This is a genomic window from Frankia sp. AiPs1, assembly GCF_023716945.1.
Classification (GTDB): domain Bacteria; phylum Actinomycetota; class Actinomycetes; order Frankiales; family Frankiaceae; genus Frankia.
On the sequence record NZ_JAMQQF010000122.1, the window covers coordinates 1 to 13,925 of the forward strand.

The window sequence follows — 13,925 nt, forward strand, 5'->3', positions numbered from 1 at the left end:
CCGCAGGTCGGGGTGCCGGCGGTGGGGGTGCCGCTGTCGGAGGTGGCGCCGGCTGGGTGGGAGGAGACCAGCGCGACGCCGGCCCGGCCGGAGCCGGTGGGCACGATTCGGCGCGGGGCGGCATGGCGGGCAGTGGTGGCCCAGCCGCTGCATCACCGGTCAACGACGAGCCGTCCCTCGACGACGACGATGCCCCGGGGCAGGCGGGCGGGGCCCGCGGCGGAGCGGAGGCGGCGATGTCCCTGCTGCGGACCGGGCTCGGCGCCACGGTCATCGAACAGATCCCGACAAGCTGACGGGAAAGTAGGCTCGTCGACATGTCGAACTCGCAGACCTCCGCCGGCGATGGAACCCCGGCCGGCGGTGGACTGCCCGCCGGGGGTGGGGCCCACCTGGGTCAGATCCTCCAGCAGGCGCAGAAGATGCAGGCCGCGCTCCAGTCGGCCCAGGAGGAGCTCGCCTCCGCCCGGGTGGACGGCACGGCCGGCGGCGGCCTGGTCAGGGCCACCGTCAACGGCGGCGGCGAGCTCGTCGACCTCACGATCAGCCCGGAGGCGGTCGATCCGGAGGACACCGAGACGCTCGCTGATCTGATCCTCGCGGCGGTCCGCGACGCGACCACCAACGCGCACCGGCTCGCCGCGGAACGGATGGGCTCGCTCACGGGCGGGCTGGGCACTGGCGGGCTGGGTGCCGGCGGGCTGGGTGGCGCCGCCACTGCCGGTGGAGCGCTCGGCGGGCTCGGTGATCTCGGTGGCCTGCTGGCCGGCGGCGGCGGCGCGGCGCCGCGCGGTCCCGGTCGTCCCGGACTGGGCTGACGGGCGGGAGCACCGATGTACGAGGGCATCGTCCAGGACCTGATCGACGAACTCGGGCGGCTGCCCGGCATCGGCCCCAAGGGCGCCCAGCGGATCGCGTTTCACCTGCTGGCCGCCGACCCGGTGGACGTCCGCCGGCTGGCAACCGCGCTGATCGAGGTCAAGGACAAGGTCCGGTTCTGCCGGAGCTGCTTCAACGTCGCCCAGGCGGAGCTGTGCCGGATCTGCGCCGATCCCCGCCGCGACCAGGCCCTGATCTGCGTGGTCGAGGAGCCCAAGGACGTCGTCGCGATCGAGCGCACCCGGGAGTTCCGCGGGCGGTACCACGTGCTCGGCGGGGCGATCAATCCGATCGGCGGAGTCGGGCCCGACGATCTGCACATCCGCGAACTCATCGCGCGGCTGGCCGACGGCACCGTGACGGAGCTGATCCTCGCCACCGACCCGAACACCGAGGGTGAGGTCACCGCCTCCTACCTCGCCCGCCAGATCGGGCCGATGGGGCTGCGGGTCACCCGGCTGGCCAGCGGCCTGCCGATGGGCGGCGACCTGGAGTGGGCCGACGAGGTCACCCTCGGCCGCGCCTTCGAGGGACGCCGGGTCGTCAACGCCTGACCCACCGGGCCGGGGGCCCCGGTCAGAGGTCAGAAGCCGAGGATCGGCGCGTACGTCGAGCTGGGGATCGAGGCGAGGGTCAGCAGGACGACGCTGACATCGAGATGGTCCGCCTCGGCGCTGAACACGGCGTGTAGGCCGCGGGTGCGGTAGACGTCCACCCCGTGGTCGCGGATGACCCGCACGCCGAAGACCTTCGTCGCCCTGATCCACCAGATCCGGCCGGCTGCCCGGATCCGGATCTGGCGGGCGTCGCGCCGCATGCCGGTCGTCAGCCGGGCGTACCGGTCCGCGGGCAGCCGCGGCTGGTCCACGTAGCCGACGATGTCCCGCTCCGGGCCGTGCACGACGAGCCGGGCGGGGCGGGCCGCGGAACCGGGCTCGACCAGGTCGAGCTCCGCGGTGATCTCCCGGTCCCGCGGAAACATCTCGGCCGCCCAGACACCCTCCCCGTGCAGGACCCGCTTGCCCTGCGGGCCGCCCTGGGGATGCCCGCGGGGCAGCATTCCGCCGATGATCCGTCCGGCACCGTCCAACCGCCACGCCACCGAGATGACGACGCCCGGTGGCAGGGCGGCACCGAGATCACCGGCATCGCGTAAGGGACAGGTCCGCACGCCTCGGATCCACCTATCCATCCAGGCCGCTCAGGTGACATCGCGCCCGTGCATGCCCCGAGGCCGCCCCCCTGAGGCTCAGCCAGCCTCCCGGTGGGCCGAGCTTTCCCCTGGAGATCATCCGCTACCTCCCCGCCGCCCTCGGTCACCGTCCGCACATGCGGTCACTTTCCGCTACCGGCCCCGGCTATTGCCGGCCGTCCATGCGGGGATCTGCAACGCCTCGCTGCGCTATGCACCCAGATGCTACGCCGCGCGCCCATGTGCCCATCATGTGCACTCGCGCGAGCAGAAGCGCGCGCTTTCGCGATCTCGTCCGCCCTCGCTTTCGGACGCGCGTCGGCATCGGCGTCCGACCGGGCGTCGGCGATCTCCTTGGAACGTTCATCCAGCGAAGCGTTCGCACGTGCATTTGCTTGCGACGTCCGCTCTTCCGACCGTTCCCGCGGACCACGCAACGACCACAGTTGGGGCCGATGCCGGACCGATGCCGACCCCCGCGGTCAGCGCCCGCGGAGCCGGGCGGCATGGTTAGGGGCGGACGGTCCACACCGCCACCAGGAGGTCCACCGAATGATCATCAGCTCGCATGTCGGCGCGGGCGCCTTCGTGGGTATGGCGATCCGGCATCCCGTGCCCGCCCTGGCCGCGGGATTCCTCTCGCATCTCGCCATGGACGCGCTGCCGCACTGGGGCACCGGCCCGAACACCGAGTCGGAGTGGCTGCCGATCGCCCGCCGGGACGGGGTCGCCGGGCTGGCCGCCATGGCGCTGCTGACCGCGTCGGCCCCGGCCGGACGGCGTCTGGCGGTCCTCGCCGGCATGACCGGCGCCTGCCTGCCCGACACCGACAAGGTGGGGCGCTACTTCGTCGGCTCCAGTCCGTGGCCGAGCCGGTTCGACCGCTTCCACGAGAAGATCCAGAACGAGGCCCGCCACCGGCTGCCCCGCGAGGTGGCGACCGCTGCGGCCCTCACCGTCGCCGGCACGGTGCTGCTGCGCCGGCTGCCCGCCCGGGCGGACTGACCGGCCCGTCTGGGCGGACTGACCGGCCGGGCGGCCTGACCCCGTCTGGGCGGACTGATCGGCCCGTCCGGGGCGGCCCCCGGCCACGCCCGCACGGCTGGGCCGCCCGGCTGGGCCGTCAGGGCAGCAGGACGGCCGCGCCGGTGACCCGGTCGGCGGCGAGGTCACCGAGGGCCTGGTCGGCGGCGGCGAGCGGGTAGGGCGACACCGTCACCGCCAGCCGGTGTTCGGCGGCGATCGCGAGGAACTCCGCGCCGTCGGCGCGGGTGTTCGCGGTCGTGCTGCGCAGGTCGCGCTCCTGGAACAGGTGGTCGGCGTAGACGAGTGGCGGGATGTCGCTGAGGTGGATGCCCGCGACGGACAGGGTGCCGCCGCGGTCGAGCGCCGCGAGCGCCACCGGCACCAGGTCACCCACCGGCGCGAACAGCACCGCCGCGTCCAGCGGCTCGGGCGGCGCGCCGTACGCCCCCGTCGCGGAGGCCGCACCGAGTTCGAGGGCCAGCGCCCGAGCGCGGGCCGACCGGGTCAGTACGTGGACCCGCGCCCCCTGCGCGATCGCCACCTGGGCGGCGAGGTGGGCGGACGCGCCGAAACCGTAGATGCCCAGCCGGCCGCCGGGGGGCAGCTCCGCGCGCCGCAGCGCCCGGTAGCCCACGATGCCGGCGCACAGCAGCGGGGCGAGCTCCGCGTCGCTGTAGCCGGCGGGCAGCCGGTAGGCGTAGTCGGCGCGGACGCAGACGTACTCGGCGTACCCGCCGTCGACGTCCCAGCCGGTGTAGGTCGACGCGGGACAGAGGTTCTCAGCGCCGCGGGCGCAGTAGACGCAGGTCCCGTCGGTCGAGCCGAGCCACGCCACGCCCAGCCGGTCGCCGAGGCGCACCCCACGCGGCCCGACGCCAACACCAACACCAACACCTGCTCCACCGCCAACACCAACACCTGCCCCGCTGCCAAGGCCGCCGCCGATGTCAGCGCCGGCGGCACTGCGGGGACCCTCGGCGCCGGGCTCGGCGCTCGGGGGTGTGGCGCCATCCGCATCCGCCGCCAGCGCCACCCCGGGGCCGATCGCGTCAATCCGGCCGACGACCTCGTGCCCCGGCACGGTGCGCGGCCGGTGCGGCACGAGGTCGCCCTCGGCGAGGTGCAGGTCGGTGCGACACACGCCGCACGCGTCGACGCGCAGCCGGACCTGCCCGGGCCCCGGTTCGGGCACGGGCAGCTCGGCCGCGCGCAGCGGCCCGGTGCCCATCGGTCCGGGCGTCACGACCTGCCAGGCCCGCATGGCTTGGGCCGGCCCGCGACTCAGACGCTGACGCCGTGGTCGCGGGCCAGGCCGCCGAGGTCGTTGTGGCCCTGGCCCACGGCCCGGAACTTCCAGTCGGCGCCGCTGCGGTAGACCTCACCGAAGATGACGACCGTCTCGGTGGAGTAGTCCTCGGACAGGTCGTACCGAACCAGCTCGTTGCCGCCCTGGTCGACGACCCGGATGTAGGCGTTGCGCACCTGGCCGAAGTTCTGGCTGCGGCTCACCGCGTCGTAGATGGAGACCGGGATGACGATCCGGTCGATCTCGGCGGGCACCGCCGGCAGGTTGACGATGATGGACTCGTCGTCGCCCTCGCCCTGCCCGGTCTTGTTGTCGCCGGTCAGGGTGATCGCACCCTCGGGCGAGGCAAGGTTGTTGAAGAAGATGAAGTAGCTGTCGTTCAGGGCCTTGCCGTCCGCCCGCAGGCCGATGGCGGAGGCGTCGAGATCGAAGTCGGTGCCGGTGGTGGTGCGGGCATCCCAGCCGAGCCCGACGTTCAGCGCGGTGAGCTGGGCGGTGCCGGCCTCCGCGGCCTGCTTCGTGAGGCTTACGTTGCCACCCTTGGCGAGGCTGACTGCCATTGCGGATCGTCCTTCCTGGACTGATGCATCGGGGACCATTGCCTGCAACCGCGCGGTACGCGGTCGATATGACGCGGTCGGTGCCGTCACCCTGGCACAACGCACCGGATCCGCCCAGCGTGCCGTCGCCGGGACGACAGCGTTGCGGCGGGTCGGGGTTGCCTCAGGCCGGGGTTGCCCCAGGCCGGGGTTGCGGCGGGTCGGACCCCGGGCACACTGCGCAGACGTGCGCTCAGGTCACATCGGAGCAATCCCCGGCGAGCGGAGCGGGCAGGTGTCGGCGCTCGGTAACCTGACTGCCATGGCGCTCCTGGTCGCGAAGTTCGGTGGATCCTCCGTTGCCGACGCGGACCGCATCAAACGAGTCGCCGAGCGGGTCGTCGAGGCGCGGCGCGACGGCAACGACGTGGTGGTCGTGGTGAGCGCCATGGGTGACACCACCGACGAGCTGCTCGACCTCGCCGAGCAGGTGTCGCCCCTGCCGCCGGCCCGGGAGCTCGACATGCTCCTCACCGCCGGCGAGCGGATCTCGATGGCCCTGCTGGCGATGGCGATCACCACTCTCGGCGCCGAGGCGCGGTCGTTCACCGGCTCCCAGGCCGGCGTCATCACCGACTCCGTGCACGGCAAGGCCCGCATCATCGACGTCACGCCGGGCCGGATCCGGGCCGCCCTGGACGAAGGTGCGATCGCGATCGTCGCCGGCTTCCAGGGCGTCAGCCAGGACACCAAGGACATCACCACCCTGGGCCGGGGGGGCTCGGACACGACCGCGGTCGCGCTCGCCGCGGCGCTGCACGCCGACGCGTGCGAGATCTACACCGACGTCGACGGCGTGTTCAGCGCCGATCCGCGCATCGTCCCCGACGCCCGGCGCATCGACACGATCTCCTACGAGGAGATGCTGGAGATGGCGGCCTGCGGTGCGAAGGTCCTCATGCTGCGCTGCGTCGAGTACGCGCGTCGCTACAGCGTCCCCGTGCACGTCCGCTCGTCGTTCTCCTCGAAGCCGGGCACGTGGGTCACCGAGATTCCGGAGGCACAGCTCGTGGAACAGGCCATCATCCGCGGCGTCGCGCACGACGTCAGCGAGGCGAAGGTGACGGTCGCCGGCTGCCCGGACAAGCCGGGGGTGGCGGCGGCGGTGTTCCGGGCCGTCGCGGACGCGGACGTCAACCTCGACATGATCGTCCAGGTCGGCTCGGTCGCGGGTTCCGGCCGCACCGACATCTCCTTCACCCTGCCCAAGGCCGACGGACGGACCGCGCTGACGGCGCTGGCGAAGGTACAGGGCGAGATCGGCTTCGAGCGGACCCTCTACGACGACCACATCGGCAAGTTGTCGCTGATCGGCGCAGGGATGAAGTCGCACCCCGGGGTGTCGGCACGGTTCTTCGGCGCCCTCGCCGACGCCGGCGTCAACGTGGAGATCATCTCCACTTCGGAGATCCGGATCTCGGTGGTCGTGCGCGACACCGACCTGCCCGGCGCGGTGCGCGCCGTGCACGGCGCCTTCGAGCTCGGCGACCCCGATGGCGGGGCGGTCGTCTACGCGGGCACCGGCCGATGAGCACACTGATCGCCGACGGCACAGCACCGACCGGCGGCACAGCGCTGACCGACGGCGGGGCACTGACCAGGGATTACCGGGAGGCTGGGGCATGACGGGCAACGAGGCCGGCCGGCGGCCGACGCTCGCGGTGGTGGGCGCGACCGGCGCGGTCGGCACGGTGATGCTGTCGATGCTCGCCGAACGTCCGGACGTGTGGGGGGAGATCCGGCCCGTGGCCTCGGCCCGCTCGGCCGGGCGCACCGTGCGGGTGCGCGGCGCGGACGTCGCCGTGCAGGTGCTCTCGCCGGAGGTCTTCGACGGCGTGGACGTCGCCGTGTTCGACGTCCCCGACGACGTGTCGGCGCAGTGGGCGCCGGTGGCGGCGGCGCGCGGCGCGGTCGCGGTCGACAACTCCGGCGCCTTCCGGATGGACGACGACGTCCCGCTGGTCGTCCCCGAGGTCAACGCCGACCAGCTCGCCGCCCGCCCGCGGGGCATCATCGCCAACCCGAACTGCACGACCCTGTCGATGATCGTTGCGCTCGGCGCGCTGCACCGGGCCTTCGGCCTGGAGTCGATGTTCGCCGCTTCCTACCAGGCCGCCAGCGGCGCCGGCCAGGCCGGCATCGACACCCTCTACGACCAGCTCGCCACCGTCGGCGGGACGCGGGAGCTGGGCCAGGCCGCCGGGGACGTGCGCAAGGCGATCGGCGAGGAGGGCCTCGGCCCGTTCCCCGCACCGCTGGCGCTCAACGTCGTGCCGTGGGCCGGGTCGCTACGCGACGGCGGCTGGTCGTCCGAGGAGTTCAAGGTCCGCAACGAGTCCCGCAAGATCCTCGGCCTGCCAGACCTGCGGGTCTCGGCCACCTGCGTGCGGGTACCGGTGATCACCACCCATGCCGTCGCGGTGCACGCCCGTTTCGCGCGGCCCGTCACCGGTGACGAGGCCCGCGCGGTGCTGCTGAGCGCCCCCGGGGTCGCGGTGGTGGACGACCCGTCCGCCGGCGAGTTCCCCACCCCTGCGGACGTGGTGGGCACCGATCCCACCTGGGTGGGGCGGATCCGGCAGTCGCCGGACGACCCGCACGAGATCGCGCTGTTCCTCTGCGGGGACAACCTGCGCAAGGGAGCGGCGTTGAACACGCTGCAGATCGCCGAGCTGCTCGTCGCCGGGCAGGCCGAGGCCGCGCAGACCGCGTCGACGGGCGGCTGACGGACCGGCTGAACCGGGACCGGACGCCGCGGGTGGTGGGCCGGCCGGCGCCGACGCGCGGCCGGCCCGCCACGAACCCGCGCACCATCCGCGCCGAGCCGTGATTGGTCGGATCGCGACAGCGCCACACATTCGCTTTGTGCGCGTTTCTCAGCAACCTTTAAGCTTTGGTCGGCGAGAGGAGCCGCAAGCGAAGACCGGGAACGCACGGTCGAACAACCGGGATGCGATTACCCGACTTTGCACGAACAGCCATCGCCCCGACGGCGATCCGTCACCGAAATCACGCCGATCGGCGAAAGTGCGGCGACCCGCCAGAAGACGGATCAACCGATCGGCGATGGTGTGACACCGAAGATCGTTCGATTCCCGCTTGGCCAGGGGAAAGGCGCCTTCTGGAGAACTGTTCGATCGAGGCTCCGATCGAGGCGACACACCCGGCAGGGCCGGGGAAACGAAGCCCGCCGGCACTATCGGGCAGTCGTGTAATCGACTCCACCGCGCAACGAACGACGCGGAGAAGCGGTCAGCCCGCCCAGCGGAGCACCCGATGGGCGGGCTGACCGTGAAGTCTCTCGTGGCTCAGACGACGCGGACGGCGTCGGCCTGCGGACCCTTCTGACCCTGGGTCACCTGGAACTCGACCCGCTGGCCCTCCTCTAGTGCCTTGTAACCGTCCATGTCAATCGCGCTGTAGTGGACGAAGACGTCGGAGCCGCCGCCGTCCACGGAGATGAAGCCGAAGCCCTTCTCCGAGTTGAACCACTTCACCGTGCCCTGAGCCACGTGCCGTTCTCCCTGCTGGTGCAGTCAGGACCCGCACCGCGCGAGCCCCGGACCGAACGCCAGGAAGCCACAAGAGATCCTGGCGCTGTTCCGCCGGTGCCTCGGTTGAGACACGAACCGGCGAACTCCGGCCAGGGACGACGCTACACGGACGGAGGGCTTCGCGGGAGTCCTCCGAGCAAGGAAGTCGACTTCATGCCCCGGTAACAGAACAACGCCGCCGGCCCGGCCACGGGCTAGTACACCCGGGCCGTCCCGCAATCCGTCGAGCTGACAGGGATTTCCCAGCGTGGGCAGCGTGTGGCACCGACCGGGCGATGGATGGCCCAGACGTGGCAACTCGGACGGGTGACCGACCGGACTTCCGCTCCGACCACGGCCAAGACCACATCACGACCCACAATCGGGCCCACCCCGCCGTCGGCCGGTTCCGACCACCACCGGCATGCCGGGACAGGACCGGAACCGACCGGAACCGACTGGAACCGACCGGACCTCCGTTCGCGGGGCGGCTACGCGTCGCCAGCGGGCCGCAGCGGACCGCGGCCGGCCGAGAGCCGCTGCGCCGCGGCGGCGATCTCGGCGAGATCACCGCCGGTGAGGGTCAGCGAGCCGGCCGGCAACCAGCCGTCGAGCTGGTCCGGGCGACGGGCCCCGACGATGGCACCGCTCACCCCGGGGAAGGCCAGCGTCCAGGCGACCGCGACGGCGGCGACCGTGGTGGTGTGCCGGCGCGCGACCTCGACGAGGACGTCGACGAGCGCGAGGTTGCGCTCCAGGGCAGGCGGGTTGAACTCGGGAGCCTGCCGCCGCCAGTCGTCGGCCGGCAGCTCGGCGGTCCGCGTCGCGCTCCAGCGCCCGGAGAGCAACCCGGACTGCATCGGGCTGTAGACGATCGTGCCGATGCCGTGGGCGGCGGCATACGGCAGGATCTCGGCGGCGACGGCACGGTCAATCAGGGAGAAGGGCGGCTGCAGCACGTCCACCCCGCCGGCCGCCGCGGCCTGCTCGAGCTGGTCGACGGAGAAGTTGGACACGCCCACCGAACGGATCTTGCCGGCGGCACGCAGCTCGTGCAGTGTCCCGACGGCGTCGGCGATCGGCGTGCCGTCCTGCGGCGGCCAGTGGAGCTGGTACAGGTCGATGCGGTCGACGCCGAGCCGGCGCAGCGAGGCGTCGACCTCGGCCCGGATCGAGGCCGGGGCGCCCACCCGGGCCGGCGGGACGGTCCGGTCGGCGTCGTCCCAGACCAGGCCGCACTTGGTGAACACGTAGGGCCGCTCGGCCGGGGGGATGTCGGCGAGCGCCCGGGCGACGAGTTCCTCGGAGTGCCCGAGCCCATAGACGGCGGCGGTGTCGATCCAGTTGATCCCCGCCGCAACCGCGTGGCGGATCGCCGCGACCGCCTCGGCGTCGTCCTGGGCACCCCAGCCGAAGGCCCAGCCCGCTCCGCCGATCGCCCAGGCGCCGAAGCCCACCCGGGTGATCTGCATGCCCGTCGGGCCCAACGGCGTCGTCGGCAGCGTGGTCGACGTGGTCATGGCGAGCCTCCTGTGGTACCGGGGACGCAGGCGGGGTCGACCGGAGGCTACCCGCCCCCGGCCCGCAGATGCCCGGCGCCCGGGGCGTTCAGTCGAGCCAGCGGCGGTACTTCGCGGCGGAGATCCGCGGCCAGGCGTCGAAGAAGTCCCGTTCGGCCAGCCGCCCGCGGCACTCCTCCAGCCCGAACAGCACCCCGAGCGTGAACGCGGTGGGCTCCCCCTGGGCCTGGGCGGCGGCGCCCCAGCCGCGCAGGAGGTCGCGCGCGACGGTGGCGTCCTGATGGGTGCCGAGCAGCTCCTGCGCCCGCTCCGCCTGGCCGACGAGTGCCGTCGCGTCCTGGCCGTACAGCGGGGTCACCGCCTCGACGGCGTAACGCAGCCGCTTGGCCTGCTTGCGCGCGGAGTGCAGCAGCTCGTCCCGGTCGTGGCCGACGGGTAGCCCGGCGGCGGCGGTCACCTTCGTGCCCAGCCGCCGGTCGGCGCGGCGGACGAGGTCGGGCAGGACCTTGCCGGCCGGACGCCGCGCCGCGCCGGTCAGCGGCGCGCGGACGAGGGTGAGCAGGCTCGCGACGAGGGCGAAGTACCGGTCGCTACGCAGCATCGCCAGCGCCTCGTCGCGGGCGGCGGCCATCCCGGTGGACAGGTGGGCGCTGACCGTCTCGTGGACCGGCCCGGCGACCAGGTCCGCGGGCAGCTCGGCCAGCCGGCCGTCGAAGTAGGCGATCTGCACCTCGGCGTCGCGGGCGCCGGACAGCGCGCCGGCCAGGTCGCGCAGCTCCCCGTCGAGCAGCGTCACCGTGTCGGCCGGGAACAGCGGCGCGAAGGTCCGCAGCGTGCTGCGGGCCCGCCGGCAGGCCACCCGCATCCGGTGGACGGCCTCGGGCTCGTCGAGCCGCACCCGCGGGTCGGCGGCGAGCAGGGCGCGGACCTGCTCGATGAGGTAGGCGCGCACGACGTCGCCGGCCGGGTCCCGCCGGCGCGGGCGGCGCGGCAGTGGGGGCGCATCCGGCCCAGGTCCGGCCGCGAGGGCGGGGCCGAGCAGCCGGCCGAGCTTCGAGGAGTCGGCCGCCACGACCGCGCCGGCCGCCAGCAGCAGCTCGCCGACGTCGTCGAGCAGGCCGCGCTTGCCGTCGACGAGCTCGACCTCGATCTCCCGCCAGGTGCTCACGACCGTCGCCTCGCCGAGCGTCTGGGCGGACACCTGATCGTCGACGACCTCGGCAAGATCGACTCCGGCGGCGTCGCGCAGCCGCCGGGCGGTGCGCAGGGTGCGCAGCCGGGCAACCGGACGCAGCTCGCCGCCGCGCAGGTGCACCGCCACCAGGTCGACGAACTCCGCCGGCGGGGTGTGCCGCGCGCCCGCGGCGACGTCGACCACGCCTTCGGCGGCGTCGAGCGGGAGCCGCAGCTCGTCACGCTCACCGACGCGGACCGGCAGCTTGAGATGCCAGCCGGCGTCGGAGCCGCCGGTGCGCCGGCGCAACGTGATCCGGTTGCGGGCAAGGCGCAGGTCGTCGGTGTCGAAGTAGACAGCCTCGAGGCTGACCGCGCGGCGGGTCCGCGCGGTCGCGACCCCGGGCACGCCGCCCAGCTTCGGCAGCACAAAGGTCGACTCGACGGCGTACTTGCGTTCGATCTCACGGACCCCGGTGGCCATCCGCCCCGCCCTCCTCATCAGTCGTCCCGCACCGCGCGCACGGCGCACCCGGGCAGCCGATGCGCCGCCCACGGACCCTCGTGGTTGCCCGATGTTCCGTCGGAGCGCCAAGAACAAGAGCATCGGACACCTGATGGACGACTTGCGTTTCCCTGCCGTTAACCTTAGCGCGGAGCGGGAATCCAGGAGACCTTCCCGACCAGGAGCACATAGCCGACGAACGCCACCGTGTCGATGAGCGAGTGGGCGATCACCAGCGGCAGCACCCGGCCGTTGCGCTGAAACAGCCGGGCGAACAGCAGCCCCATCGCGAGGTTGCCCGCGAACCCGCCCAGGCCCTGGTAGAGGTGGTAGGAACCGCGCAGCAGCGCGCTGGTGGCGAGCGCTCGCCCCGGCGAGACCTCAAGCTCGCGTAGCCGCACCAGCAGGTAGCCGGTGACGATGACCTCCTCGGCGAGGCCGTTCTGGCAGGCGCTCAGGACGAGGACCGGCACCCGCCACCACACGGCGGGCAGGCTCGAGGGCGCGACGGTGAGGTTGGCGCCGCTGTGCCAGGCCAGCAGGTAGAAACCGAGGCCGAGGCCGCCGATCCCGGCGGCGAGCAGGGCGCCCTGGGCGAGATCCGGGCCGGGTCGCCGGCCGTCGAGGCCGATCACGCGCCGCCCGCCGCCGTGGCGGGCCAGCAGGTGCACGGCCAGCAGCACGGGCACCACGCCGGTGGCGACGTCGGCCAGTTGCAGGGCGAGGTCGAGCCACGGGCGGCCCGGCGCGGCCGAGGTGTTCAGCCGGGCGACCTGGGAACGGACCGGTCCCGGCCGGGTGAGCACGCCGACGTAGCGGATGAGCGCGTAGAGCGCGGAGGCGGCGAAGGAGACCCCGAGGACGAGCCAGACCTCGGCGACCAGCACCCGCCGGGTGAGCGGTTCGGCCGTGACCGGCGCCGGCAGAGGGGCATCCGTCACCGGTCGACCGTAGCTCACCCGGATGGGCGGTCCGACCACGGATCGGCCCGGCGGTGACATCCCCGCCGGGCCGATCCAGGGCCGCCGTTCCAGGGCCGCCGATCCAGGACCGCAAATCCAGGACCGCAAATCCAGGACCGCCGATCGGGTCAGCCGGTCAGTCCACCGGCTCGGGCCGGGTGAACAGCCGGTACAGCACGATCATCGGCGGCAGGACGATCACGAGACCGCCGACGACCGCGTAGATCATCGCGTGGATGTTGGCCGACGGCGCCGCGGCGTCCTCGACCGTCACCTGCCCCACGATCAGATCGGGGTACTGGGCGATCGCCCAGCCCCAGAGCATCGCGGCGACCGCGAGACCCGCCGCCAGCCGGGCGGCGACGAACTGGTTACGCGCCAGCGCGACCAGGGAGCCGATCCCGCCGACCGCGGAGAGCACCACCAGCAGCAGCGAACGGTCGGCGAACCGGTGCGCCACCACGGGAGCCTGGTCCCAGAACAGCGGCAGCAGGATCAGCGCGAGGATGCCGCACACCACGGCCCCGCCGACGGCGCGGCGGCGAAAGGCGGCCACCAGGTGCTCGGTGGCCGGCGAGGCCGCCGCGTCCTTGCACAGGTAGACGGCGGCGAGGAAGGCCGTCGCGGCGACCGCGAAGAGCCCGCAGACGAGGCCGAACGAGCTGCGGACCGGGGCGAACGGGTCGTCGGGCGACATGTCCCCGGTGGCCAGCGCGGCCCCGGCCACCCCGAGCGCGAACGGGGTGATCGTGGACGACACCGCGAAGACGTGCCCCCACCAGTGGTCGGGACCCGCCGCCCCGGCGCCATAGGCGCGGTAGACGTAGGCCGCACCGCGCAGCACGATGCCGACCAGCGCGGCCGACAGCGGAACCTCCAACGACGAGCCGACCACCCCGTAGGCGGGTGGGAACCCGCTGAACAGGGCGACGACGATGAACACGAGCCAGACGTGGTTGGCCTCCCACACCGGCCCGATCGCGTTCGAGATCAGCTTGCGCTGGGCCCGCGCGTCCCGTCCCCGGGCGAGCAGATCCCACACGCCGCCGCCGAAGTCCGCGCCGCCAAGCAGCGCGTAGGCGGTCAGGCCGATCACCATGACGACGAGGAGCAGATCGGCGGAGGTCATCGGGTCTCTCCCCGGTCGGTGCGGCCGGCGGTGCGCGCGCCGGTGTCGGGACGGCGGGCGGTGGAGGCGTGCCGGCCCCCGGCGGAGCGCCGGCCCAGCAG

At 73.3% G+C, this 13,925-nt stretch carries 13 protein-coding genes and 1 pseudogene; 6 read left to right on the plus strand and 8 right to left on the minus strand.

From position 1 onward, the window contains the following. From ND748_RS13510 to recR, 3 genes and pseudogenes are all read left to right on the plus strand, one after another. Nucleotides 1–296 (plus strand): annotated as a pseudogene (locus ND748_RS13510) (DNA polymerase III subunit gamma and tau); the annotation flags it as partial. A gap of 21 nt (nt 297–317) precedes the next feature. Next, nucleotides 318–818, plus strand: coding sequence for a YbaB/EbfC family nucleoid-associated protein (locus ND748_RS13515; protein ID WP_251746154.1), 501 nt, complete (start codon nt 318–320; stop codon nt 816–818). A 15-nt stretch (nt 819–833) separates the two neighbouring features. Then, entirely contained in the window at nt 834–1,433 is a 600-nt protein-coding gene (recR, locus tag ND748_RS13520; protein WP_251746155.1) for a recombination mediator RecR, read from the plus strand. Between the two features lie 29 nt (nt 1,434–1,462). On the opposite strand, the gene ND748_RS13525 is transcribed toward recR, so the two are convergent. Next, nucleotides 1,463–2,071: a hypothetical protein gene (locus tag ND748_RS13525; protein ID WP_251746156.1), complete on the minus strand. Its 609-nt coding sequence runs from the start codon at nt 2,069–2,071 to the stop codon at nt 1,463–1,465. Nucleotides 2,072–2,623: 552 nt separating this feature from the next. Between ND748_RS13525 and ND748_RS13530 the strand changes: the two genes are divergently transcribed. Further along, nucleotides 2,624–3,076: a hypothetical protein gene (locus ND748_RS13530; protein ID WP_251746157.1), complete on the plus strand. Its 453-nt coding sequence runs from the start codon at nt 2,624–2,626 to the stop codon at nt 3,074–3,076. A 118-nt stretch (nt 3,077–3,194) separates the two neighbouring features. Here ND748_RS13530 and ND748_RS13535 read toward each other — a convergent pair whose 3' ends face one another. Both ND748_RS13535 and ND748_RS13540 read right to left on the minus strand, forming a co-directional pair. Further along, the gene (locus ND748_RS13535) at nt 3,195–4,358 is read right to left on the minus strand and encodes a zinc-dependent alcohol dehydrogenase family protein (protein WP_251746158.1); all 1,164 of its coding nucleotides are present in this window, start codon (nt 4,356–4,358) and stop codon (nt 3,195–3,197) included. 20 nt (nt 4,359–4,378) lie between these two features. Next, nucleotides 4,379–4,963, minus strand: a complete 585-nt coding sequence (locus tag ND748_RS13540) for a TerD family protein (RefSeq protein ID WP_136448448.1) — start codon at nt 4,961–4,963, stop codon at nt 4,379–4,381. Between the two features lie 301 nt (nt 4,964–5,264). Between ND748_RS13540 and ND748_RS13545 the strand changes: the two genes are divergently transcribed. Both ND748_RS13545 and ND748_RS13550 read left to right on the plus strand, forming a co-directional pair. Further along, nucleotides 5,265–6,533 carry an aspartate kinase gene (locus ND748_RS13545; protein WP_251746164.1) on the plus strand — a complete coding sequence of 423 codons (1,269 nt, stop codon included), beginning with the start codon at nt 5,265–5,267 and terminating at the stop codon, nt 6,531–6,533. 91 nt (nt 6,534–6,624) lie between these two features. Then, nucleotides 6,625–7,728: an aspartate-semialdehyde dehydrogenase gene (locus tag ND748_RS13550; RefSeq protein ID WP_251746159.1), complete on the plus strand. Its 1,104-nt coding sequence runs from the start codon at nt 6,625–6,627 to the stop codon at nt 7,726–7,728. A 582-nt stretch (nt 7,729–8,310) separates the two neighbouring features. Here ND748_RS13550 and ND748_RS13555 read toward each other — a convergent pair. From ND748_RS13555 to ND748_RS13575, 5 genes are all read right to left on the minus strand, one after another. Next, entirely contained in the window at nt 8,311–8,514 is a 204-nt protein-coding gene (locus tag ND748_RS13555; protein ID WP_018500469.1) for a cold-shock protein, read from the minus strand. A gap of 512 nt (nt 8,515–9,026) precedes the next feature. After that, a complete protein-coding gene (locus tag ND748_RS13560; RefSeq protein ID WP_251746160.1) occupies nt 9,027–10,055 on the minus strand; it encodes an aldo/keto reductase in 1,029 nt (342 codons plus the stop codon). A gap of 88 nt (nt 10,056–10,143) precedes the next feature. Further along, on the minus strand, nt 10,144–11,712 hold the full coding sequence (locus ND748_RS13565) for a CYTH and CHAD domain-containing protein (RefSeq protein WP_251746161.1): 1,569 nt from the start codon (nt 11,710–11,712) through the stop codon (nt 10,144–10,146). A gap of 164 nt (nt 11,713–11,876) precedes the next feature. Beyond that, nucleotides 11,877–12,734, minus strand: coding sequence for a CPBP family intramembrane glutamic endopeptidase (locus ND748_RS13570; RefSeq protein ID WP_285902062.1), 858 nt, complete (start codon nt 12,732–12,734; stop codon nt 11,877–11,879). Between the two features lie 97 nt (nt 12,735–12,831). Then, the gene (locus tag ND748_RS13575) at nt 12,832–13,824 is read right to left on the minus strand and encodes a cytochrome d ubiquinol oxidase subunit II (protein ID WP_251746163.1); all 993 of its coding nucleotides are present in this window, start codon (nt 13,822–13,824) and stop codon (nt 12,832–12,834) included. Nucleotides 13,825–13,925 lie beyond the last annotated feature (101 nt).

What these genes read in the sequence shown, in the direction of transcription:
- ND748_RS13515 (WP_251746154.1), top strand. Translation starts at nt 318, where the DNA reads ATGTCGAACTCGCAGACCTCCGCCGGCGATGGAACCCCGGCCGGCGGT.
- recR (WP_251746155.1), top strand. Translation starts at nt 834, where the DNA reads ATGTACGAGGGCATCGTCCAGGACCTGATCGACGAACTCGGGCGGCTG.
- ND748_RS13525 (WP_251746156.1), bottom strand. Translation starts at nt 2,071, where the DNA reads ATGGATAGGTGGATCCGAGGCGTGCGGACCTGTCCCTTACGCGATGCC.
- ND748_RS13530 (WP_251746157.1), top strand. Translation starts at nt 2,624, where the DNA reads ATGATCATCAGCTCGCATGTCGGCGCGGGCGCCTTCGTGGGTATGGCG.
- ND748_RS13535 (WP_251746158.1), bottom strand. Translation starts at nt 4,358, where the DNA reads ATGCGGGCCTGGCAGGTCGTGACGCCCGGACCGATGGGCACCGGGCCG.
- ND748_RS13540 (WP_136448448.1), bottom strand. Translation starts at nt 4,963, where the DNA reads ATGGCAGTCAGCCTCGCCAAGGGTGGCAACGTAAGCCTCACGAAGCAG.
- ND748_RS13545 (WP_251746164.1), top strand. Translation starts at nt 5,265, where the DNA reads ATGGCGCTCCTGGTCGCGAAGTTCGGTGGATCCTCCGTTGCCGACGCG.
- ND748_RS13550 (WP_251746159.1), top strand. Translation starts at nt 6,625, where the DNA reads ATGACGGGCAACGAGGCCGGCCGGCGGCCGACGCTCGCGGTGGTGGGC.
- ND748_RS13560 (WP_251746160.1), bottom strand. Translation starts at nt 10,055, where the DNA reads ATGACCACGTCGACCACGCTGCCGACGACGCCGTTGGGCCCGACGGGC.
- ND748_RS13565 (WP_251746161.1), bottom strand. Translation starts at nt 11,712, where the DNA reads ATGGCCACCGGGGTCCGTGAGATCGAACGCAAGTACGCCGTCGAGTCG.
- ND748_RS13570 (WP_285902062.1), bottom strand. Translation starts at nt 12,734, where the DNA reads ATGTCACCGCCGGGCCGATCCGTGGTCGGACCGCCCATCCGGGTGAGC.
- ND748_RS13575 (WP_251746163.1), bottom strand. Translation starts at nt 13,824, where the DNA reads ATGACCTCCGCCGATCTGCTCCTCGTCGTCATGGTGATCGGCCTGACC.